23 protein-coding genes and 1 riboswitch are annotated in these 24025 nt (G+C 35.4%); of the genes, 6 read left to right on the top strand and 17 right to left on the bottom strand.

What is annotated here, in order from left to right; genetic code table 11:
- Positions 1-110 precede the first annotated feature (110 nt).
- The 6 genes from DVB69_RS01390 to DVB69_RS01365 form a co-directional block, all read right to left on the bottom strand.
- Positions 111-527 (bottom strand): DnaA N-terminal domain-containing protein, encoded by a 417-nt coding sequence (locus DVB69_RS01390; protein WP_116015836.1) that lies wholly within the window; start codon positions 525-527, stop codon positions 111-113.
- Positions 528-944: 417 nt separating this feature from the next.
- Positions 945-1232 carry a hypothetical protein gene (locus tag DVB69_RS01385; protein ID WP_116015834.1) on the bottom strand — a complete coding sequence of 96 codons (288 nt, stop codon included), beginning with the start codon at positions 1230-1232 and terminating at the stop codon, positions 945-947.
- Between the two features lie 5 nt (positions 1233-1237).
- A complete protein-coding gene (locus DVB69_RS01380) occupies positions 1238-1630 on the bottom strand; it encodes an SHOCT-like domain-containing protein (protein ID WP_116015866.1) in 393 nt (130 codons plus the stop codon).
- Between the two features lie 15 nt (positions 1631-1645).
- Complete coding sequence (locus DVB69_RS01375) at positions 1646-2008, bottom strand: DUF2089 domain-containing protein (RefSeq protein WP_116015832.1); 363 nt, start codon at positions 2006-2008, stop codon at positions 1646-1648.
- Between the two features lie 188 nt (positions 2009-2196).
- Positions 2197-3543 carry an APC family permease gene (locus DVB69_RS01370; protein ID WP_116015830.1) on the bottom strand — a complete coding sequence of 449 codons (1347 nt, stop codon included), beginning with the start codon at positions 3541-3543 and terminating at the stop codon, positions 2197-2199.
- Between the two features lie 22 nt (positions 3544-3565).
- A complete protein-coding gene (locus tag DVB69_RS01365; RefSeq protein ID WP_116015828.1) occupies positions 3566-4276 on the bottom strand; it encodes a cysteine hydrolase family protein in 711 nt (236 codons plus the stop codon).
- 178 nt (positions 4277-4454) lie between these two features.
- A riboswitch (Lysine riboswitch) is annotated at positions 4455-4639 on the bottom strand.
- Positions 4640-5002: 363 nt separating this feature from the next.
- Here DVB69_RS01365 and DVB69_RS01360 point away from each other — a divergent pair.
- Both DVB69_RS01360 and DVB69_RS01355 read left to right on the top strand, forming a co-directional pair.
- A complete protein-coding gene (locus DVB69_RS01360; RefSeq protein WP_116015826.1) occupies positions 5003-6160 on the top strand; it encodes a YhgE/Pip domain-containing protein in 1158 nt (385 codons plus the stop codon).
- Positions 6161-6229: 69 nt separating this feature from the next.
- Positions 6230-6781 (top strand): PadR family transcriptional regulator, encoded by a 552-nt coding sequence (locus DVB69_RS01355; RefSeq protein WP_116015824.1) that lies wholly within the window; start codon positions 6230-6232, stop codon positions 6779-6781.
- Between the two features lie 120 nt (positions 6782-6901).
- Here DVB69_RS01355 and DVB69_RS01350 read toward each other — a convergent pair whose 3' ends face one another.
- Positions 6902-7333, bottom strand: coding sequence for a MarR family winged helix-turn-helix transcriptional regulator (locus DVB69_RS01350; RefSeq protein ID WP_116015822.1), 432 nt, complete (start codon positions 7331-7333; stop codon positions 6902-6904).
- 120 nt (positions 7334-7453) lie between these two features.
- Here DVB69_RS01350 and DVB69_RS01345 point away from each other — a divergent pair, with 120 nt between their 5' ends.
- On the top strand, positions 7454-7912 hold the full coding sequence (locus tag DVB69_RS01345) for a CBS domain-containing protein (RefSeq protein WP_116015820.1): 459 nt from the start codon (positions 7454-7456) through the stop codon (positions 7910-7912).
- A 12-nt stretch (positions 7913-7924) separates the two neighbouring features.
- Positions 7925-9136 carry an MFS transporter gene (locus tag DVB69_RS01340; RefSeq protein WP_116015818.1) on the top strand — a complete coding sequence of 404 codons (1212 nt, stop codon included), beginning with the start codon at positions 7925-7927 and terminating at the stop codon, positions 9134-9136.
- Between the two features lie 953 nt (positions 9137-10089).
- Here the strand turns inward: DVB69_RS01340 and DVB69_RS01330 are convergent.
- Positions 10090-11304, bottom strand: a complete 1215-nt coding sequence (locus tag DVB69_RS01330; RefSeq protein ID WP_116015816.1) for a hypothetical protein — start codon at positions 11302-11304, stop codon at positions 10090-10092.
- Between the two features lie 367 nt (positions 11305-11671).
- On the opposite strand from DVB69_RS01330, the gene DVB69_RS01325 reads away from it, so the two are divergent.
- Positions 11672-14233 carry an AAA family ATPase gene (locus DVB69_RS01325; protein ID WP_158541005.1) on the top strand — a complete coding sequence of 854 codons (2562 nt, stop codon included), beginning with the start codon at positions 11672-11674 and terminating at the stop codon, positions 14231-14233.
- Between the two features lie 142 nt (positions 14234-14375).
- Here DVB69_RS01325 and DVB69_RS01320 read toward each other — a convergent pair whose 3' ends face one another.
- The 8 genes from DVB69_RS01320 to DVB69_RS01285 form a co-directional block, all read right to left on the bottom strand.
- Positions 14376-14930: a hypothetical protein gene (locus tag DVB69_RS01320; protein ID WP_116015812.1), complete on the bottom strand. Its 555-nt coding sequence runs from the start codon at positions 14928-14930 to the stop codon at positions 14376-14378.
- A 40-nt stretch (positions 14931-14970) separates the two neighbouring features.
- Positions 14971-16482 (bottom strand): TnsD family Tn7-like transposition protein, encoded by a 1512-nt coding sequence (locus tag DVB69_RS01315; RefSeq protein ID WP_116015810.1) that lies wholly within the window; start codon positions 16480-16482, stop codon positions 14971-14973.
- Positions 16466-17965 (bottom strand): ATP-binding protein, encoded by a 1500-nt coding sequence (locus DVB69_RS01310; protein WP_158541004.1) that lies wholly within the window; start codon positions 17963-17965, stop codon positions 16466-16468. The genes DVB69_RS01315 and DVB69_RS01310 overlap by 17 nt, the downstream gene beginning before the upstream one ends.
- Before the next feature lie 11 nt (positions 17966-17976).
- Positions 17977-20112 (bottom strand): Mu transposase C-terminal domain-containing protein, encoded by a 2136-nt coding sequence (locus DVB69_RS01305; protein WP_158541003.1) that lies wholly within the window; start codon positions 20110-20112, stop codon positions 17977-17979.
- Between the two features lie 13 nt (positions 20113-20125).
- Positions 20126-20932 (bottom strand): TnsA endonuclease C-terminal domain-containing protein, encoded by an 807-nt coding sequence (locus DVB69_RS01300; RefSeq protein ID WP_116015804.1) that lies wholly within the window; start codon positions 20930-20932, stop codon positions 20126-20128.
- A 33-nt stretch (positions 20933-20965) separates the two neighbouring features.
- Positions 20966-21853, bottom strand: coding sequence for a tyrosine-type recombinase/integrase (locus tag DVB69_RS01295; protein WP_116015802.1), 888 nt, complete (start codon positions 21851-21853; stop codon positions 20966-20968).
- Complete coding sequence (locus DVB69_RS01290; RefSeq protein ID WP_116015800.1) at positions 21850-22296, bottom strand: hypothetical protein; 447 nt, start codon at positions 22294-22296, stop codon at positions 21850-21852. Before DVB69_RS01290 ends, DVB69_RS01295 begins: the two co-directional genes overlap by 4 nt.
- 382 nt (positions 22297-22678) lie before the next feature.
- Positions 22679-23053, bottom strand: a complete 375-nt coding sequence (locus DVB69_RS01285; RefSeq protein ID WP_116015798.1) for a four helix bundle protein — start codon at positions 23051-23053, stop codon at positions 22679-22681.
- Between the two features lie 186 nt (positions 23054-23239).
- On the opposite strand from DVB69_RS01285, the gene DVB69_RS01280 reads away from it, so the two are divergent.
- Positions 23240-23809, top strand: a complete 570-nt coding sequence (locus DVB69_RS01280) for a hypothetical protein (protein WP_147300749.1) — start codon at positions 23240-23242, stop codon at positions 23807-23809.
- A 120-nt stretch (positions 23810-23929) separates the two neighbouring features.
- Here the strand turns inward: DVB69_RS01280 and DVB69_RS01275 are convergent.
- On the bottom strand, positions 23930-24025 hold a 96-nt coding region (locus DVB69_RS01275), incomplete at its 5' end, for an IS3 family transposase (RefSeq protein ID WP_147300748.1).

The following is a 24025-nucleotide window of genomic DNA, read 5'->3' as shown; positions in this document are numbered from 1 at the left end:
AAATCCTGAGATCATGTCTTCTGTGTATATCGAGTGATCGAAACTATTGACGATACTCCTTTCCCTAACATAATTGCCTTCATACAAAAGGTCACAACGACACTCCCTCACTATGCAACCAGAAATTCCAGTTCAAATTGTTTCCCTGTCAATTCTTCGAGGATGTTAAGGATTAGCTGGCTATAATGTTCTTTTATCCATTCCAGCTGAAAACTATTTTGACACACAACACCAAGACGCTGTCCATCAAATGGGATAGCAGTTGTATTTTTGAACCATGTCTCAAACTTTGCCGCACTCATTCCTCCTTGTACTTTCAACAAAACATCATTCCAAAGTAAGAATTGATGTTCACCCTTAGCAATTCCATCTGGTTCCAGATTTCCCCCGCCATCGGCATGTTCATAAACTAGATAGGATATTCTAAAATTCCCTTTACCAGGAATCATGATTTCTGTTTCCGGTTTTTTTATTCCCATGCTCATAAAGTGTCTGAACAACTCATCTTCATTTTCGATTTTTAACATAAGTAAGTCTCCTTTCTCATTTTTTATATACAAACATTATGGGAACCCCGTTAAAAAACTCATACATCACATGATGATCATGGCCGTATCTATATTTTCTTCAGTAACCAACCCCCTGACAAAAAGAACAACACAATTCCCTCGCCAAAATCAGAAGAAATACTTTGGATCACCAAAGACGGTTTTCCTTCTTATCTAAAAGCTATAATAATCACACAGACATGCACTATTATGATTCCATCCTGTATGGACAAACCGCAAAACGAAGTTGCTCGAACACACTTAATAATTACCCCTAAGTGTTTCATAGCTAAACAAAAAAGCATCCGCCCGCAGATGAAGGTGGATACTTGGCTTAACGTATAGGATTCAGAATCATAAGTTGGCGATAACTTCTTGGACATAAGTGTCGCCCTTTTATAACTTTACAACAACTTCTGTCCCGTCCTTATCTTTCACTTCAACGATTGTTAATCCACGATATCGTTTTATTTCTCGTAATATGTGTCTAACATCTTGACGTTCAATAGATATGGGAATAAACGACTTTGCATTTTTGTCTATGTTCTTTTGGATAAACGTACTGTTGACAAATTTCCATAGTAAAGGTGAAGTAGCAATCCAACCTCCGACATTTAAAAGGAGATATGGCAAAGGAACGGTGAATTCAATCTTCCCTTTTTGTTTCACTTTAACTTTTAACATAGGGATTACTCAATCACGACAGAGACTTTGTCGCCATTTTGACTTTCAACATCGACAATTGGACCCGACAATTCGTCTTCAATGGCTTTTAAAATCAAGTCCACGTCAAGAATGTTGATATCTTTTACGTATTTAGCGGATTCAGGGATTGCTGAAGCAATGTTTAGACCCGATTTTAACGCAACTTTGATGAGCCGTAATGGTAAGTTTACGCTTACATTATCGCCTTCCTCTGATATAACGCGAACTTTCAACATTCTATCCATGTAGTCTGAACCTTTAGTCGTAGCTGTAGTAGAATCTTTTTCCTTTAGTGCTTGAATTAGTCCACTAGCTTCCTCCGCGCTAAGCTTTCCCTCTTGAACCATTGTAAGTACCTTCGTAATTTCTTCTTTCATCATTCATTTCCCCCTTTAGTTTCCCTTTATTGTCTTAATTGCTTCATCAAGTGAGATTTCTCCCCTACCAAGCATATCAATTACATTTTTATCATCTAAATCATTTTTCTTTTCAGTAGCCCCTAGAGCAGAAACGATTTCGTTTAACTTCCCCCGTACAGTTGGATAGGAAACTCCTAATTCTTTTTCCACTTCTTTAATATTCCCTCGGCTTTTAAGGAAGATTTCGATAAAAGAAAGATGTTCTGAACTAAGCGTTGCAAATTTAGAGAGTTCAAATTCGTTTTCAATTGTTGTATCGCAATGTGTACACTGTAACTTCGTAATCTTCAGCACCTCGCTGCAAACAGGACAATTCGTGATAATTGGGTACGCCATATTTATCTCCTTTATACATATTATTAATATCATACTACACATATTCAACAAATCAACTTGTTTCAATTAACATATTCAATTATTTAATGGGTATTATTAATGACTGTCAATGTATTCATCAAAAAAAGACATGAACTCTAAGAAAATCCTGAGTTCATGTCTTCTGTGTATAACGAGTCATTTCACTTTTATAAATCTGTAAGAATGCGAGGTTTCTTTTTGAATCCTTTCGTTGTCACAAGAGCATACACTAATCCCAAAGCCATCCATGCAAATCCCACTTCTAAAGTTAATGGCGACAAGTGAATAAACAGGTAAAGGCAGATTAAAAACCCTAATCCCGGAATCATTAAATATCGTACAAATTTCTTCTCTTTTTTTCGGAAATAGTAATAGACAATTACCGATAAGTTCACAAGCATGAATCCTGACAACCCACCAAAATTCATGAGTTCTGCAACTAAATTCATTGGTAAAACAAGTGCCCCAACAATACTAATGCCGCACATTAACAAAATGTTATACATCGGTGTTTGATACTTCGGATGCAAATGAGTAAAGAACTTTTTCGGTAGTACTTCATCACGCCCCATACTAAACATTAGGCGGGACGCACTCGCTTGTCCGGTTAACCCTGCTGTAAAAGTTGAAACGATAATTGCTACAGTGAAAAGAGTTGCTAGCAATGCTCCCCCTGCTGCTTCTGCAATTTCAAATAGAGCAGTATCTTGTGACTTAAAGCTATTCACGTCTGGCCATACAAGTTGAGCCACATACGCTTGGACGATAAAAATCGCCCCTCCAATTAAGCAAGAAAGAATAGCCGCTTTCCATATGTCATCTTTCGGATTTACCGCTTCTTCAGATAATGTCGTAATCGAGTCAAATCCTAAAAATGAAAAACATGCGATTGCTGCCCCTGACACGACTGCTGAAATTGTAAATGTTTCACTATTAAAGAACGGAGTGATCGATACTAATGAGGATACCCCTCCGCCTACCGTAATCGCCTTCATACAAAAGATCACGAAGATCACAACGACAATCCCCATGAATAGTACTAAAAACTGATTGGTTTTGGCTGCCATTTGCATGCCAAGTATATTTATACTTGTAATCACTCCTGCAATTATTAGGACCCAAGCCCAATACGGGATAAATGGAACTAACACGTTGGCATAAGATGCCCCGATCATAAAGACAATTAAAGGTACTAATACATAATCCATAAACATTGCCCACCCGGCGAAAAATCCTAAATGCGGATTAATGGCACGCTGTGTATACGTATAGGTAGAACCCGAAACCGGAAAAGCCGCCGCCATCCTGCCATAGCTATATGCAGAAAACAGCATTGCTAACATCGCGATTAAATAAGCTAACGGTAACATCCCTTTTGTTAGCTGGGATGCATACCCATAAATATACGCAGGGGCAATTGGGGTCATAAAGGCGATCCCGTAAATAACCAAATCCTTCAGTTTCAATACTCTCTTAAATTGAGGAACTGGAGTTTCACTTTGTACATTACTCATAGAAAATGCTTCCTCTCTAGTTTTAAACGATTACACCTTGTTCCATTTCCTCTGATATGAATTGAATTGTTTCTTCCGTACTCATTACTTGGCAATAGATTTGGTTCATAATCATGATTTCTGCATCATGTAATTCTTTTGTTGCCGCTGCGCAAGCATCTTCAACTAAAATCACTTCAAATCCAGCGTCAGCTAGGCTTCGAACAGTTGAGGCAACACATTGGTCCGTTACAACACCAGTACACACAACCGTTTCTATGCCCATATTACGAAGTAAAAACTCATAGTTTGTCCCACTTAACACACTGTCTGTCGTCTTATTTACTACGATTTCATCCTCTAATGGTTTTAATTCATCAACCATTTCTGCGCCTGGATCACCGATAGGCAATAAGATATTATTCCAACCTGGGCGACGTTGTACAGGTGAACGGTCGCGTCCATCCTTATGGTGACAAGCAATACGGCCATACGTAACTTCTAATTGATTGGATCGGAAATAATTCAGTAGTTTCTGGTTGTTCGGAACCACAACCTCATCGATGCGATCAAAGAAGTATCCCCACTTATCAAACATGCCTCGTTCACGAGCGATTTGTGCATCTAATCCATCTCGGCTAATAAACTGATTTTGCATATCCACAATTAAAAGAGCTGTTTTTGCAGGATCTAACTTCATTTTCTCCTCACCTGTAGGTATAAAATCGTAATAAAGAGTTTGTTGGTTTTCCATCCTATATTCCTCCATATCCAGTCTGATTATCGACTGTAAGTAATTTGTAACCATAATAAAAAGAGATTCCATTTGTGCTGAAGAATCTCTTAAAGAAAATAAAAAAAAGACTATGCTCTTTTCCATGATAGAAACCAGAAAATGATGTAGTCATTCCAAATTCCTCACTTTTATCTCTTTCTGAGATAGCACAACTTAATAAATCGGAAAATTTATTAAGACAGTCCTGCAATTATTCATTACAGTCCCAGTATAGATAGACGAGAATACTTCCTATACTTCGGCGACATTTCCTTCTGCATAGCTTCTACGTCTTCTCGGACTTCACTATGCACTAATAACTATCGCGCCTCTACCTCACATACATAAGCTGTGAGGTCTATTAAATTATGTGCTTCAGTATACAACTAACGTAAATGCATGTCAATAATGTTTGGATACCTATGCATCAGATAGGATACAGCATCCCTTTTTGACTTTATTTCTAGTAATTTTCATGATTAGTTCGTAAAATTCATCCCGTTTTTATGAAAAATTATTCTCCGGGTTTGCTTACATTTCGACTATAGCCTGTTTCAGAAACGTTTCTTGTTAGCTTTCGAAATGGGCACTCCAATACTCAATCTACCAATTGAGTATTGACTACAAATTTTTGGACGAGTATAATTCCTCCTTGCTACTCGAAACTGAGTACTATAATTTGAAATACACAGGAGGTTATTTAATTTGCAAGTTTTTAAGAGGATTGTTAAGATACCGGCAGTTCGAAATGCAATCATCATGGCTGCATTCTATCAAATTGTTTTTATCGCTATTTTTATGTATGGCTATGGTGCGGTACCGAAGAACATTGATAAGCTTGATGTTGCGATTGTCAATCAGGACGGTGAAGCTGGCCAGGCGATGATGGATAGCTTCACAAGTCAATTGCCTTTTAACACGGTTAAGGAAAGTTCGTTAGAGAAAGCAAAGGAAAAACTTGATAAGCATGAAATTTACTTTATCATTACCATGCCCTCAGGTTTTATGGAGAGTTTACAGAAACAAGGGGAGAAAAGTACGCTTGACTTCTACATAAATGAGGCGAATCCGCCACTTGTTACAGAAGCAATGGCACAAGTGGCAACAGAGATGACAGCTTCGATTAATAAGGAGATTGGTATAAACGGTACGGCGGGGACACTTACCAGCTTACATATGCCTGCCGATCAAGCAAAGGAACTAGCTATTGCACTTCCAAATAAGCTAGAGTCAACTATTCATAAAACAGCCATAGTCCCGGAAGGTATGAATCATCAGATGGCACCATTCTTCCTAATGATGGTTTCCTATATTGCTGCGATGGTTTATTCCATGACGACAGGGAATGTACTGCTTGGAGTGAAACAGCATTTTGGAAAATGGAAATCATTTTGGTCAATGCAGGTTTTGAATGTCCTCGTTTGCTTTTTCACACCAATACTTGGTGTCATTGCCTACTTTGCAATCAGTGGAGGATTTGACTGGGATGTATTTGTAAAGGTTTGGCTTTCCCATTCACTGGAAATGATTGTTGCAGTTGAATTCATGACAATCTTCGCCTTTCTATTCCGAACACAGGCAATGTTTGTGAATTTGCCTTTCATGTTCTCACAGGTAGTTGCGTGTGGAGCAATGATGACAACAAGTATGATGCCAGGGATTTTCAAGGCACTTAGTCATGTATCTATCATGTTTCACAGTACACAAGCCGATTACATCCTTTTGTTCGGTGGTAGTGGAGCTGCTGGCCACTTGTTGAAACTAGCACTTATCGGCGTTGTATTCTTTATCCTAGTTCTGGTGGTTCACCAGTTACTTCCTGTCAAAAAGATGGAGGCTAAAAAGGAGGGACGTGCAGCCTAGTTACAAATGGTGTAAACTTATTCTTAGTGAGAAGTACAGGTTGAATTGCTGGGAGGTCTACGCATACCCATGTCTCTACAAATTTTTATTCTAGGTGTTCTTTCAGAAGGGCATCATCATCCATATGATTTGAAACGGATTTTCAAAAAAAACAATATCGATGAGGTTTCCACGATAAAAGATGGAAATCTGTATTACAACTTTGATTCCTTGCAAAAAAAAGGCTGTATTGAAATGATTGAAGTTGTTCATGAAGAGAACCGCCCTTCTCGGACTGTATATGGGATTACGGATAAGGGTAGAGAAGTATTGAAGGAAAAAATCTATAAAAGTTTAGCAAGCTTTGAAGGTATTCGTTCCATTTACTCCTCGGTCATCTTCATTAAACATACTGATCTTGAGAAATCAGCTTTTATGTTAGCCGAACAGGTTGAAAAATTGAAAGAAAAAATTACTCACTATGATCAGGTTTGGGAGCAGATGGAAGAAAAGACACCACCAGCTCTTCACCTTATTACAGAGTACACACATAATCAAATGCGAGTAGATCTTGCTTGGCTTGAAAAGGTATTAAAGTTTGTCCAGGACGGCTTATCGCTTGATGGACGATCTGAGTTCTGATGATGGAGCTGAGAAATAACGAGCTGTAGATAGAAGAAAAGGAATGCACCCACCGGTTTAAAGTGGGCGCATTCCTTTTGTCTGTGGTCTTAAAATATAACCTATATAAGCTCTTTCCATTCACATTTTTTTCTCCATATTTATGGACTCGTTATATTTCTTTAGAAGAGTCGCGAATGTAGCACACTCCTCGACACTCCAGTCCCTAAGTGCAATTTCCAGGCCATCCAAACGACGTTGTTTGTTTTCACTAAGGATATCTGCACCAGTTGTGGTGATACTATAAAAAAAAGCTCTTTTATCATCCAGCTTAGGTTTTTTATCCACGTACCCTTTATCCGCAAGTGCGGCTGCTTGCCTACTAATGGTTGATGAATCTAGATTTAATTGTTCTGCCAGTGTGGTAACTCCAACTGGCCCAAGTATAGTAAGTTGACGCAAAATCATGAAAGCAGACCGGTCAAGATGTCCCTCTTGTTTGTCAGTAATAACAATTCGTCGAATAAAATCAAGTACTTCGTTTTCAATGTCTTGTAATAATTCTTTTTCCATTTTGACCCTCCTGACTGTTTTAAAGTTCTTTATAGTTGTATAATACACCAATCTAGTTGTATAATACAAATAGTTAGTTGCACGATACAACTAAAATCTTTTAATTGGGGTGACTACATTATGAAAGCACAAGATATTATGATTGAAAATGTCTACCTAGTAAACGAAAAAGACACGGTCCGCAGAGTCATACAGACGTTTATTGATCAACGAATTAGCGGAATGCCAATTGTAAATAACGACATGAAGTTGGTTGGCTATATTAGCGATGGGGATATTATGCGCTATATAGGAAAACATAAAGATATTGTAGTGGATTCCTTGTATACGGTTAATGTATTCAATGGCGATGATGCACCGTTTGAAGAACGAGTTAGGCGTTCATTAGACTTGAATGTCATGGACATTGCTACGAAAAAGGTGATTTCGGTTACTACAGAGACAAGTGAAGAGAAAATCGCTGCTATATTAGGGAAAAAACAAATTAAAAAACTTCCCGTTGAACAAGATTCCAAGCTAGTAGGTATTATCAGCCGCGGAGATGTACTTCGCAATACTTTCAAATCTATTTTAAAATAAGGGGATCTTCCTATGTCATCATCAAATAATCAATTACCCCATAATCCAGGGTTACTTCAACAGCCAAAGGCGGTATGGGCAGTCTTTTTTGCATCCATTATTGCATTCATGGGTCTTGGTCTTGTAGATCCAATTCTACCTGCAATTTCAGAACAATTAGACGCTAGCCAAAGTCAAACTACGTTACTTTTCACAAGCTATAATGCTGTTATGGCGATTGCCATGCTAATCACCGGGACGATTACTTCCCGTATCGGGATGAAGAAAACACTTCTCTTAGGTATTGTAATCATAGCGGTGTTTTCCGCACTTGGTGGCGCATCGAATGGAATCTGGCAACTCGTGGCATTACGTGGAGGATGGGGTCTTGGAAATGCCTTATTCGTTGCCACTGCGTTAACAGCCATTGTCACACTGTCAAACAGCGGAAACGCGAAAGCCATTATTCTCTATGAGGCGGCCGTGGGACTTGGTATTTCTGTCGGCCCACTAATCGGTGGAGCACTCGGTGGAATTTCTTGGAGAGGTCCATTTTATGGTGTTGCAGTCTTAATGATTATCGCCTTCATTGGTCTGTCCGTTCTAATGCCAAAAGAGAAAAGAGTCGTAACTGAAACAAAGAAGACTTCCCTTCTTGATCCTTTTCGCGCATTAAAACACAGATCTTTACTCGTTTTCGGTATCTCAGCAGCGTTATATAATTTTGGGTTCTTTACTTTACTTGCATATGCCCCATTTGTCCTCGGATTGGATGCACACGGTTTAGGATTTGTCTTCCTAGCATGGGGATTATTACTTGCAATCACATCCATATTCACCGCGCCAAAACTGCAACAGCGATTTGGTACAGTTAAGTCTATGTGCGCCATGCTCATATTGTTCGGTTTGCTATTATTTGTGATGGGAATCTGGACGTCGACTCAATGGTTACTTATAGCTGCGGTCATCGCTGCTGGTGCTTTACTCGGCAATAATAATACATTGATTACGACTGCTGTCATGAATGCAAGTCCCGTTGAACGTTCTACAGCATCCGCTGCATACAGCTTTCTTCGGTTTATCGGTGGCGCCATCGCCCCATTCCTTGCAGGGAAGCTAGGAGAGGTTTTTAATCCTAACGTTCCATTTATCGTCGCAGGATTCTTTGTTTTATTATCCGTCGTAGTCATATGGTCGAATACAAAACATATTAAACATGTCGATGAGGTTGAATCTGCTCATTAATTCGCAATTAAGATTAACCCGTTGACTGATTTCGTTTTTACACTATCACTCACAGTAAAAAAATGAGCCCTTGCACGTAGGTTAAGACCTACGTGCAAGGGCTCATTTTTTTGTTAGTTAACTTGTTTGACTGATGATTCATGAAAAATACATATCTCCCTGTCATACGTAATACATTTGATAAAAGAGTATAAGGGAGATGGGTATTTGAAAAAAGGAGTTCTTTATGCTGCTACAATTGCCATTGGAACGGTATTAGGAATTATTGTTACCTATGTTATGGAGTTATAACGTTAACCGCTCTATTTTCCATTGATAAAAATTAACGTTGTATCCAATGTATCTTACATCTTATAGAAATTAAGTTAACTCGCTTGGTTCTTATTTAATGAGGAATCAAGCCATTTTTGTCTATTCACGATGAATTAAAAGTGCAAATCAGCATAAAAAAATCCCCCGAACCATTCGTCCGAGGGGAGATAAAACACATATCATTTTTCAACTGAAAATAGCTAAACGTATTACGTAAAATTTATTTTTGTTCCTTTATAAAAAAGTCACTTCATGAAAAACGTTGCCAGGGCGCAATGGACCGTTGGGATTTAAAATAATGTCAGGATATGATTCCCGCGTTTCCGCCGGTTTTCTCTCCATTTTTGAGCACTTTTCCAGCGTTTCCCCCTCTTTTTTTTCCCGTTTTTCTCGATTTCGAATAAAGATTTGCGAGAAATCGTTTGAAGGAATACAGGCACCGTGCCGGTTCAGGGGTTTTCTGGGACATGTCTTTATTGCAAACCACGCCTGCCCCCATGCACGACTTTATTTTAACTTGCACGTCTTTATTATGGGGCTACATAGAAGGAACAAGGAAAAGGGTTAAAGGAAATTATTATTGTTTTCTTGTCACCCCCTTAAAGAAACACTAAAAAAGATGAATGTAGCTGACTTTTACATTAATAATCGTCTATCCACGTGCTTTTAGACTTGTTTTTACTAATCAGATTTTCTTTATCCTCGTTTGTTAAATTGCTGTCAGGGTATTTACGAGAGTCTTTAATCCAATCGCTTTTGTTTAATGCCCACTTATATTCTTCCGTATCAACATCCATTTCTGATACTACATACTCTCTCACTAAACCTGAATAGAAGTATTCTACTGACTTCTGTAAGAGTTCCTTTGTTCGGTTGTATTCCTTATCGTGCTGTTCCTTTATCATTTTTTGTATTTCTATTTCCAAACGTCTTTTTTCCTCGACATTTCTATGAGTCTCACTTTCTTCGTCTATTATCTTGGGAAGTGAAAAAATATAAATAAAGACTTTCTTCAACAAGTCAGTTAATGTGTCTGATGAATTTTGTTTTATAAGTTTCTCATGTTTGTTCCAGCTATTCCACTCCACTCTATAGCCTACTTCAACATACATCTTTCCTGTGGGGGTGAACTTATACATCTTGTATTTTGAGTAGTCATTATCATCAATTGTTAACATGATTTTATTTGTTGGAATTTTAAATGCTATTAAAAGTTCATAGTTCTTATATAAAACTTGTATTTCCTTGCTTGTCACCTTTATTACAGCCCCTACTTTTTCAAGTGCTTTAAATAAACTGTCTATGAAGGTTAAAACTTCGGGAAATATAACGTCTGACTTAGAACTAATATGTAAAATTGGCTCTCTATAATACGGGCCAGTCCATCTTTTTTCTTTTCGGTACAAAACAATTTGTTGATGTGGCTTAGTAGATAATGCTTTATTTACCTTTAAAGAGCTATACACTTCAGTCATAAGAATTTGTTCAGCTTCAAAGTATCCAAATAAATGATTACGTTGCATCTGGTCTCTCTTAGAATAGCTACCATCATTTGTAGTTTTTGAAGAGTTGTTTATGCTTTTTGACTCCTCCGTTTCAGCATAAAGTTTATTTCTCCGTTTGACTTCCTCTATAAGAATATTGGGATTAAAGTCCGGATTAGGCAGTGCTGGTTGTTCCGGCTTTTCCTTCCCCATGTGCAAAGAACTCCAGTAAGACGCTGTGGGTAGCGGGATGTCATTCGAAATACAAACCTTCTTAAGTTTTTTATATACTACATTTAACTCTTGTGCTGTTTTTGTAATCCCTTTAAACCAAATCTTTATATAAAGTTCTCTACGTGAGATAGAAATCATAGGTTCACCCCTAAACTATTAGTTTTATGTATCTTAAAATGAAAATATGTAATCAGGTAAGTAAAGAGGAAGTGTAATGATTACACTTTTAAAGAGTAGATGGTACAAGTTTGAGATTTAATTTCCAATAAATGATTCCTGATAAATAACAACATCGATTTAACGGCATTAAATATCACATCGGAGTCTATTCATAGTGTTTAATTGACATTTATCCTAATTCGCATAAATTATATATGCCAGAATTTTGTTTTACAAATATATCGAATATATTAATTTAACAGTGAATTGTATGTTATCATTAGGATTGGTGGCAAGAAATCATTCAATTTACATAGTATCTAATTACCCAACGGAGGTAGATTACATGAAGTCTGCAATTCAGTTCTTGCAAGAATGGGCTGGTCAAGAATCCTGGAAAGTACATGTCATTAACAAGATTACTACAAAAACCGAGGTTAACATTCCCGAATTACTAAAAGAGATACTATCGTTAATTGATTCTAAGAAATCAATTGATATAGTTATTGAGTCAAAAGATGTGACGGTAGAAAACGTAAGGTTAGTGATACAAGACATAAAGTCTCCTCGTAATATTAACGCACTTTCAAATGACTCTAATTTTTCGTTAGGTGGAAATCTAAATGTCTTCTACGGTGAGAATGGCGCAGGAAAATCATCTTATGTTAGGATGTTCAGGAAGTTAGCAGATAACTATTTAACTTCTGAAAAGGACCTAACAATTTTTCCAAACGTTTATGACAAAGATAAAATAGCTGGTATACCATCCCAAACAGTAGAAGTGAAATATCTAATAGATAACATTGAAAAGAATGAGATAATTGATATGAATATAGAACATCCTGATTTATGTAAACTAAATGTTTTTGATAGCGAATCTGTAGTACCATTAATTGACGACGATATCTCCTTTTCCATTCTTCCTATCGGATTTGATTACTTTCAAGCAACATCAAACTTGTTAGATGAGCTCCGTGTCGAAATCTCATCCTTAATTAATTTAGAAAGCAAACAACAATCTCTTCTTTTCACAGACTCTTCTTTTGATTCAATCAGAGCTGATATTGAGGTAATAATAAAAGAGGTAACGAATAAAGCAGACGTCAAATCATTTCTGGACATTAATTATCCGAGAAGTAAATCTTATAATGAAGAATTGAATTTTATTGATTTAAGGATTAGTGAGTTGGAATCATCTAATCCAAGCGATAAACTCAAGATATTATCTGCTCAAAAGATTAAACTTCAGACAATTAAAGAGTCCTTCGACAAATTGTCAACACTACTAAGTCTGGAGAATATTAGCGAAGCCAACGAACTTATAAATGAATATGCTCAAAAATTAGAAGAAGAAATGGAATACAACAAAAAATTTAAAGAAAATGTTTCATATCTTGAAGTTATAAATGATGAATGGATTTCATTAATACAGTCTGCGAAACAGTATTATGAGTCGACTGAAACTATTAAAGCAACACTAAATGAACCGTGTGTTTTTTGTAGTCAACCCCTTGATTCAAATGCTGTAAATCTAATTAATAATAATTTTAGTTATATCTCTAAAGGTAACAGTACCTTGATTCAAGCGATTGAACATAAGATACAAAAGCATAGTATTTGTCTATCGCTAAATCAAATTTCTGAAGAAGACGCTACTTTTTTTGAAAGTGAAAAACTTTTAGATAGAATTAAGACCTCTATCCAGTTAGTTAATCGTAATAAAGATTTGTTTAATAAGTTACTCTCCTCAAAAGAAATGTTATCTGACCAAGTAGTATTAGATTTGTCCGATATCACAGATGAAATTAGCAAGGAAGTTGAGTCTTTACAGAACAGGATGGATTCTATACAAGCGAAAAATGGCGATATAGTAAAACTCATTGCTCCATTAAAATCTCAAGCAGTGTCCTTGAAAAATAATGAGAAGTTACATTGCTCACTTGACTTACTATTAGATTGGTTTGACAGACAACACTGTATTGAGTCGTACAAAAGTGTGAAAAAGAGATTCTCTACAAATAAACTGACACAAAAACAATCAGAAGCTTTCAAAGCAATAGTTCACGGTGAGTATATTGAAACCTTTAAACACTTCTCAGAAAAACTAAAGGTGCCATTCGTTGAGTTAAGGACCACTCCTAAAAAGGGAAAAACTTTGCGAAATAAATATGTGTCATCTGAAGAATACAAAGTGTCGCAAGTATTAAGCGAAGGAGAACAAAAAGCCGTTGCAGTAGCTGAGTTTGCGACTGATTTGACTATGCGTAAAGACTATAATCCTTTACTCTTTGATGACCCGGTAAATTCCTTAGATTATAAGCGTACAGAACTGATTGCCTCCCTTATTCATGAGCTATCAAATGAAAGACAGGTCATTGTATTTACTCACAATATTATGTTTTACTATAATTTATACAATGCAAGCCGTCGGATAAAAAAGAGCACCGATAAATTTTTCAAGGTAGATGAGATAGATAAAATGAATAAAGGATTTGTGAGTGAATCATTTACTGGTAGATTAGAAAATCTAAAAGAAATAACAAACAAACTAAATGAGCATAACCAAACAATTAATTCTAAATCATGCTTTGGTGATGCTTTAGAAGACCACTTAAAAAAGGCTTACTCAGATATCAGAACCTGGTGTGAGTTAATCGTAGAAGAAGGATTTTTAAAATCTATAATACGGAGATATGAACCAAATATTATGTTTTCAAGTGTGAGGTCTATAGATGGCACATTTGTAGATGAATTAGAAGCTGTTAGCAACCTTTTTGATAAGTCGTGTCGCTGGATGGCTGGACATAGTCAACCTATAGAAAGTCAGCATGTTCGTGCGAATAAGGAAGCATTTAATGAGGACTTTAAGTATATCCTTACTCTAAATAACCAATATAAGAAGTCCTAACCTTCCCAGAGGTCAATTCAAATTCACTATGTAATAAAGCACTAAGAAAATAATTTTATAAAATCATTTTCTTAGTGCTTCACATTGCATATTTTTTAAATCAATCCTAAATCTCATACAGAATACATGACATCCTTTTCCTTTATTTATTACCTATTTGCTTTAGCCTTCGAATAAAATCGTCATACTCTTCATTACCTTGGAACACATTATCTTCAATTCCAAACAACAAATAAATTATTTCATGATACCCTTCCTTCATTTTGTCCCAAGAGAATAAAAGAATATCATGGGACTCAGGGGATAAAATATTCATACAATCAATCTGATGTCTATACATTTCATTTTGCTCATCAAACTCATAACTATACTGCAAATCGCAAAGTATCTTCATGGAATTAAGTTGCTCAGCCACGTCATACATCTTTTTCCCAGAAAATACCCGTTGCCAGTATTTTTCTTTCACTTTCCTTTTCAAACTAAATGACTCTTTAAATAAGTTGATTGCTGTCATAGCAACTTGAACCTTTAGATATGATGATTGAGTGGACGAATAACGTTGTCCGTCATCCGATGTACCTTGATTACTATGAATCACTGTTGAATGCCAGCCATAATACATTTGTAGTTTTTTAAATAGACTAAGAACTTCTTCGCCTGTGTATTTTTCTTTTTTTAAGTATGTAAAAGTAGCCATTGAATCTCTCCCTTTAATGCACTTCAATAAAACCGCATTATTACTCTTTCAACAATTGCTCAATCATTTTTCTAATTGCTAAATTCCCACCTCCAAATCCTGCATATAATTGGACTTTATATACCGTGATTTTCTCACCTTTTTCACTCATTTCGGTTATGGCCCACTTGATTTTTCTCTTCCGGAACACATTAATATCCTCTTTTACATCTTGTAAATACTGCCGAGTTTGAATTAGTTTCTTGTTGTTATACCAATTTCTTGCGCCTATAGTAGTTCTCACGCTCAAGGGCGTTACACGCACTGGTTTACCTTCCTTCTTAAGGATTATGCTCACAGACCTTTTAGCTATCTGCAGGCACTCCTGGTCACGCTCTGCCCAATCAATTGAAGAAGCTCTGGTTTTTTTACGTGTTACTACCGGCGTTACCTTTTCATACCATTCACGGTCATGCTTGAATACCCATGTGTGCAGACCCTTACCTTTAGTTTTCAATTCACTGCGTGATGAATCTCTATTCTCTTCTAATAGCTGAAGCCATTTAGCTCTCATTTCTTCGATAGCAAACTTAGGATTTCTCGCACTTGTTCCCCTTATCTTTCCAGTTACCTCTTCACCAGCAAAGAGCTCCTCCACTTTAATATCAAGGGATTGTAGAAATAATAAGTGCCTCAAAGGACTACGATTCTTACCGTTATCCCTTACAAAGGTTCTTAGCCACGACAAATTACAATCTAAATCTAATGAACTTTGCATAGCATTAAGATACTCATTGGGATAAAAACCTGAAAAATGTTTCTCTACATCATTCATATACAACTCTCCATTAGGAGTGGCTAACCCTCTATTCCTCAAGCTGTTTATGTAAAATGAAATGATATAACTAAGGTCTACTCTTTGGTACTCTTTTTTTAATAGCCATTCGGCATTCCTAAGATACTGAAGGTTATATTCCTTAGTTTTTAATGAGTATTTATCAACTATTATCTGTCCTCTACAAACATCTTCATCGATACATAAAAAATCTGAATTGATTTGAGTACTGAAGATTGTGCTATCTCTCAATAATACTTCATGTTTTAAACAATATAGTCCGCCAACAATCTGATGCATTCTTCGAAAATAGCTTTCGCCGTATAGCTCAATATCATTTCCGAAGCACAATGGACAATATCTTAAATAAATATTAGATTTGACTGTACTACCTCCCATCCCTATTCGTCCTTCGATACTTTTACCAGTACCTTCTGACATCATTTTATATGCAGAAATAGTCTTTTCTTCAGATATAAATGAAGTGTAAAACGGAAACATTGTGTGCCCACAAATCAACTCTTTTGTTGTAATTTTTGTTGTGATTGGTAAATTACCGACTAATTTATCAATATGTTTAGGAAAGTAAGTAGACTTCAATATAATTTTTTTACCGAATATATCTTTCAGTAATGCACTACTGCTAACAATCCCACACTTTCTCCTATAACGCGCAATTACACTATAAAGCAACTCATCTTCATATAATACCGGGAAATAATTAATCAATAACAACACCGTCGTTCCAACTATTCATATGTTCAATTAAATCATTATCATTCAAAATTTCATAAACAGTTTTCTCATCTTTTATACCTTCTGCCATTATTCTTCTTATATCATTTTCATCATAGACAACAATTCGATTCTGTCTATTCTGTACTGGAACAACTATCTTTTCCATTTGGTTTTGGTTTTGATTCGTCTTTACTTCTTTTTCCCTAATTTTATTAAGGACTTTAATTTCTATTTCTGGACTTCTATCAGCTTTATTGCTTTTTTCAATTCTTTTTATATCTTCATATGCTGACATTTTATAAGGATTTCCTGAACGTATTGCATCTACCATTTCCTTCATTAACTTGAATTTCTCTTTTGCTACACTCTGAATAAGCGAAGCAGAAATCATTTCTTTCTTTGTAGATATTGCTTTTTGTTGCGAATAAACAAATAGCTTTACAACTAAGTCAGAGATGCCTTGCGTTTCATAATAGATAACTTTCATAATTTCTTCGGTTAGACCTACCTGTTTCGATGTCCATTGATACCTCCAAATCGATTCTAATAAAAACTTGAATTCATTATCATATTCCATATTATTGAAGACTATTTCAGAGTTGCCTGTTAATCTCCGAGCAATCCTTAATTCATCTCCAAATAGTTTGTAAGCTCCTGGTGTACCAATAAGTAGAAGGTTAACCCCGGAGTTTACCAGGCTAACAAAGAAGTTCATAATTTGTTCCTTACCACGGTTTTTAATATTTTGTGTTTCATCAATAATCAACAAACCCAAAGCAATATTTTTAGCAAGTTGTCCAATAAGAGGTAGCATCGCATCAACAGAAGTATTTCTTGATACATGCTTTTGATAGTTATTCGTACCGAGCAGTTCATCGATTCTCATTATAAATTGCAAACATAATGCTTTTAGAGAGGACACTGATGGAGAGTCAATCTTTAACCAAACCATCTGAATCTGATTAAAGTGCTGACCCTTATACTCGTTATGTACAATGATTTGTGGAATATTATTTAGGACTCTATTAACTGAGGTTGTTTTCCCCATCCCTGAAAATCCAAAAAGTGTTCCACATCCAGCAGTTGTCCTGAAATTACTTCTATTATTTATGTCATAGGAACGATTAATAACCTGCTTACCTGAATCGTTTAAATGTCTAACATATGCTGGGTCAAAAGGATTTCTGGCTATGTAACCTTCAATAAGAAGATTGTGTATCGCATCCCATATTTCAAGATGAATGGGTAATGGCTGAAAAAATTGATACATTCTATTTACCATTTGTAATCGATACATATTCTCCATGTCCCTTTCTTTAATAGAAAAAACAGGATTTACCATAAGCTTTTTAATTTTAGTTTCCTCATTCACTAAAGGGGGCAGAGCCTGGATAAATGGATTTTCATTAAACTCTTCAAGAGGCGATTCCGTATAATTCGCTTTCACTGCTTCCATACCATTGGGCAAAAAAATTTTATTCATCATTTCTCCACCTATTCATCTCTCAGTTGTCTAAATAGAGTTAGTTCTTCAACATTATCTTTATTTATGTAATTCGTGACTGACTCCATATTTTTACTACTTGTATATAATCCTTCACTCTGTTTTTCATTTTTAAAAATCTCGCGTTGAATTTCACGCTCTCTCTTTTGGTTATTTTTTATTCCTCTTAGTTTTCGTGTTTTTGAAATAGTATCGTCCTTTACAGTTTCTGTTTTCAGTTTTCCTCGAGAAGTAATTTCATCTATATCTGATAGCAATTGCATTTTTTTCTCCAGTTCTTTCTGTTTACTTTTCACTTCCATTTCTTTCTCATAATTATTTATTTGTTCCACTTCAGCAATACTCTTTGATTTATATTTTGACAGGTGATTCAATAACTTTAGGGTATGAAGGCTTCCATCTTCATTTATTGTATAAATTTCTGTTAAATCTCTCGCATCAAATTTTATGTTCAAACGTTTGCTTCCATTATGTCTTGCAGATTCAAACCAGTTTCTTTGTAAGCTCAACTCAGAGGTATAGAGTAACTTTTTAAATTTAACGCCACGGGAAGTTATAGTCGCTTTATCAGATTGCAATAAGTGCATCCTAATATACTCCGTTGGTAAAGTTCTTAATTGACCTTTCTGGTTTCTTAAACAAAAGTTCCATATTTTCATTGGAATCTTCTCAATATCCTGTTCAAGCATTTCTTCCGTTAACTCATAATCTTGCATAACGTGATAATTGTTATGAAATATAATTAACTTGATAATAATTGCTGTCAATTCTTCTATAGTCAAATTCGCTTTTAAACGTAAATCGCTTTCTCCCCTTTCTCTAACTCTTTTCCCACTAATTGATGCTCCATCGACGTGTGGGGCTAATTGTATCTGTATTTGATTGAGAGCTTGCTCCACGGTTCCTTTCAGCTCTGGTCTGTAACTGGGACTATTTTGTATAGAAATACCTAATCCATCTATCGCACTTTCAATCTGTTTTCCGTTCAATTCTCCCCTATCGGTGAAAATCTTACTGGGTATACATGCAACGTCCCACTCATTATCATCTATTTCCACTCCGAACTTTGAGCAGAACTCCTTTTTGTTTGTCATGCTATTCAATAGCGCAGTCATCGCCCCACTATAGGCATTCAAAGACTCAAATGAAAGATTAAATCCAACTATGACACGCGAATATGCATCGACTACCAAATGAAGTAACGGTTTCCCAACAATAATATTTCTGTTAATACTGGATACAAGGGTAATATTAAGAGGTGTGCTATCTGTCTGCCATAAATTTGATACCAATAATCCGCTATCATCTGTTGAATTCCCGATAATCGCACGATGTTTTTGAAAATATATCCTTGTTCCATGTCTTTTTGAAATTTCATGTTTACGGTTGTTAAACAATTTAAACCAATAATAAAACTGATGATACGTTGGTTGATTTGATTTCAATATATGCGTTTTTCCACCGTCCTTTTTTACCTTCTCTATCGTAAAAAAATCTTTCATCATCAGGTCGTATGTGGTCTTTAGACTGTTTTGCTTTTGAGAATAATAGTAACGTCCTAAACTCGTTTTAAATATTCTTTTTATATTTTCGTCAATATTTATCCCCGTCTGATTTCCATATTTTCTGGGTCTACCTCTCTTACGTTCTCCTATAGCTTTTTCTTTCCCTCGTGCTCCACATTTATTAAAAGAGGGCAACAGAGAATTAGGCACTTTTCCACCAACCCAGTATTCAATTAAATAATTCTTCACAGTCGAGATACTAATCTGCATTATCGTAGCAGTTCTTTTTATAGCTTTAATACGGTATTTGCTGATAAAGATTTGTTGTGAATTATCTACTTGTTCTAAAACGTGCAAAACTACCTCCATGGCTTTGTCTCTTCTTGCAATTTGGGCTTTACTTAAACTATCCTCATCAACATGTATAAGAACATCATCTTGCATTATATCTATGCCCGGGGTTTTTAGCTCTCCGTAAACTGCTTCCTTCATCATCAAATACGGCCAACGTTTCCCCTCTAAATCAATCACATATATATGAGAAGAAACTCTATCGCACCATGTAACACGCATCAGGTTTCCTTCAACGCTTTGCAAAAGCATATTATCTAAAATATCCATAATCCCACTCCTTTTATGCTTCATGAGTTAGGTCCCTGACGCTATTGGAAAGTATTATTGGTTTATTCATGTTCACTTTTATTTCTTTCGTAGCTAATAGATACCTAAACAAATAGAGCCCTGTGCCTTTGGATAATAACATCTTCTCATCAAATATTTTTAAAATATTTTTAATAGGTAAATCAAGGTCAGTATTAATATCTTGACAAAGACTATTTGCCATTTCTTTTTTCTCTGTAGTTAAAATATCCGTGTCCAATAATGTTTCTCTTATCCACTCAATATTCTTTGAGACCTGCCTTGGTAGCTCTCTATCAGTAATTATCTTCCAATCAATATCTAATGCTTTCCAATATCGCCTTTCAATCTCAAGTTTTTCCCAAGTCAATTTTCTTTTCAATTCAGTTGTATTCTTGACAGTTCTCGCTACTAAGCATTCCTTACCACTTTTATCCTTTACAGACAGCAAGAAATTTGTAGTTATTACATATGGCTCGTTCGTTTCTTTATCACAGAACTTATCAAACCTAAGATTATCTTTCGAGTCGACGATTTCCATGACATCTAACAATGGATACGTTTCTCTAATATCGAAAACTCGGTCAGAAAATTCATATGAAAGGAATGCTCTATATTGAATATCCGACTGTAAATGATATATTCGCGGAATCTTTATTCCTTTTAGTCTCGTTGCTCTACCAAGAGAAGAGTAGTCATGCGTCTTTGTCCATGGTACGTAGTCAATTCCACAGCCTTGTCCCCTGCCTTCTTTTATGTGCTTTCTGACCTTCGCGCTGTTCTCATAATATGATGAAATCAATCTTCAGGACCTCTATTCCTAAGTTGCTAATAATTAAACCTTCAAATTATCAACAGCATTTTGTTTGTCTTCTGCACTGGAATTAACATAGAAACGATACAATGTGTCAACCGAACTATGGCCACTTAAAATTGCAACTGTTTTTGGGTCAACTTTTCCCTCTTTAATCAAGCTTGAGCAGAATGTATGTCTTGCCATATGCGGAGTAATAATATACTCAAGTTGTGCTTTCTTACTGTATTTCTCCAGTATTTTATTTATAGCAATCCTTGTAAGTGGCCCTCTTTGACCCAGGAGCAACTGATTGGAACTCTCATTAGGTCGAACCGCTAAGTATTCATTTATCGAGTGTACAACTTGCTGATTTAAATTGATTTTTCTCATCTTCTCTCCTTTTCCTCTTCGTATATAAACATAGCTATAATTATTCTTTCCGTTTCTTTCCGTGATGAATATATCGTCCAGCTCAATAGAAACCAGTTCATTACAACGACAGCCAGTTGCGAATAATAGATAATAAATAAGTATATCCCTTTTTACACGGCTCGCTTCAACAGTTCTTTTCAAACGATACAAGTCTTGTTTACCAACGGTTTTCACCTCATAATCGTATTCGATATTATTCTTTTGTAACACACTTCTTAGTTGGATTTTTTCTTGTAAAACACCTTGCTTCAACAAAAATTGCTGATAGTTTAATACAGACTTAATCTTTCTATTAATAGTACTTACCTTTAATTTCAATAGATGATTTAGGAACTGTCGATACTCCCTTACGTCCGTTTCAGTTATTATCTCGGTCTCACTGCCTATTGATTCCGTTAGCCATGATTTAAATTGTTTTATGTCATTAGAGTACGCTTGTATGGTCAATGGACTCCTGCCAATCCTTTTTAAGTCTTTTATGAATTCTTGTATCATTTCGATTCCTCTTTATTAAATTCTAATAAGCTTCCTGGGAATACAAACGCCTTTGCAGGCTTCGATTCTTTGTTATAAGAAGTTAAGATTAGAAAGTCCGAATTCTCCATTGGAAAATCGTGGAGTTTTAATCCTTCAACTTTTCCAAACTTTAAACTCTTATGTTGTTGCATACCTCTCCATACAATTTCATTCTTTCTAATTGTAAGTTCCCCCTCCGATGATAAAGTTACTTCTGGATAATTATGAAACAAGTTATAACAGTAATCAGCACTCCAACCAAATATCTCATCAAAGACATCCTTCATTTTCAAAATCTCATAAACGAAGTCTGGACGAACTGAATTCAAAATGGAGTTCAAATCAACTGAATCAGGAAAATTAATTAGAACGTATTTTATATTCAAGTGAACTTTTAAGCTACAACAGTATTTATGTTGCATGGAAACTTCACCCTCCTTTTCTTGACTTTTAGTTGGTAACAGTTAGTAAGTTTGTTTAACATATTGAAGTATTGATTCTGGGCAAAAAAAAGAAGTGTAATGACAATAGGCAACAGCCCCTGTTTTTTTAAAAACAAGAACTGTTGCCTATTGAAATTAACACTTCGATTTTTGGTTTGTTACAATAACCACATTATAGTTCCTGTTTCGATATTAAGCAACTAAGAAAATAACCCCTATACATAATTGTCAGTTATGTATACAGTTTTCAATATCTTGATTTAAATAACCTTTGCTTTACCTCCGCTGAGTATAATTTAATAAATGAATATCTCTATACATAACTTTTTTATCTGTAAATTTCTTTGTTCCAACTCCCTAATTAAACAATTCCGCTTACTACTTCTCTTCTTGCCTTGTTAATAATTGCAGTAAGAATATATTGAATCTCTTTCATTTCATTCTCAAGTTGCTCATGCTCTTCTAAAGTAATGTATTCCAAGTCCAAGATTAAATCAAAAATAGCTCTCACCTCATGGCCACTGCAAATTGAAGAATCCAAATGTTTAATATAAGTCTTCTTGTAAATTGATGGATTGCCTTCACTTAAATTCAGGTATATGGAGCTACTCGCACGACGAAGTTGCGAAGATAATTCAAATTTTTCTAATGATGGGAACTTATTAGTCACCTCGTAACATTTATGCACAAATACTCGTATTCTTTTAGATACTTCTAAAGTTTTAGGGTCTTTCATTTATTAATTTCCTCCTTCTATAGTTTTTCAAGTCATTCAATCTGACACTATTACCTACTTAGACATATTTCTTTAAACTATCCTCCGACTTTTTTCATATAGTCTTTAAATTTTATGTTATTGACTATATGCTAAATATACCTTTTAAAAAGAGTAAATTGTTTCCTCGCAGGAAACTTCAGAAAAGTGGAGAAAAAAATGATAAATCCTACCAAAATATACAAACTGAGTAGAGTTTTGAACTCTACATCTGAATTTGAAAAACTAAGGCTTCGTATTGAAACAATTAAACAAGAAATTCGTTTAGAAGAATCTGAGTTCACAAACCCATCTTCTACAATGGGTCATAACTTAAGTAACGCACAACTTAGACAATTAGAACATTCTATTGTACAGAAGAAGACATTATCTCTGGGTAAGTATTTAAAGATGCTTGCAGTCGAAAAAAAATTACCACCAGTTAACGATGATACTTTTGGAATCGCGACAATAAACAAATCTTACTGGAGTAAACTAATTAACGATACTCTACCTACTTTTGAAAAAAACAAGCTAATCAGGATATCCTTCTTCTTAAAATTAAGCTTAAAGCAGGTAATAACACTCCTTAACAAAGCAGGCTTTACTCTTAGTGAAGAAAACTCCAGAGACTATGTAATTATATTCTTTTTGGAAAACAAATTATATGACATTGTTGACTTGGAAGAAATACTACTTTCTATGGACATGAGGTCGCTATTTACAAATTCCAGGTGAATTTTTCTTAATTAAATTACTTCTATAATAGCGTCTGAACTTAAGGTTTCATCTGAAAAATAATACTCTCCACAATCTAAAGATAAATCTTTGGTTTGGCAACACTAAATCGGACAATTTTTATAAGGTCCCTAATCGATACTCAATCGGCGTAAGGTAATCTAACGTTCCGTGGATCCGAATCCGGTTAAACCAATTCACATAATCTTGTAATTC

This window comes from Sporosarcina sp. BI001-red (assembly GCF_003384035.1).
Lineage (GTDB): Bacteria > Bacillota > Bacilli > Bacillales_A > Planococcaceae > Sporosarcina.
The sequence above is the reverse complement of the archived record's forward strand: the minus strand, read 5'-3'. Positions and strand labels throughout refer to the sequence as shown.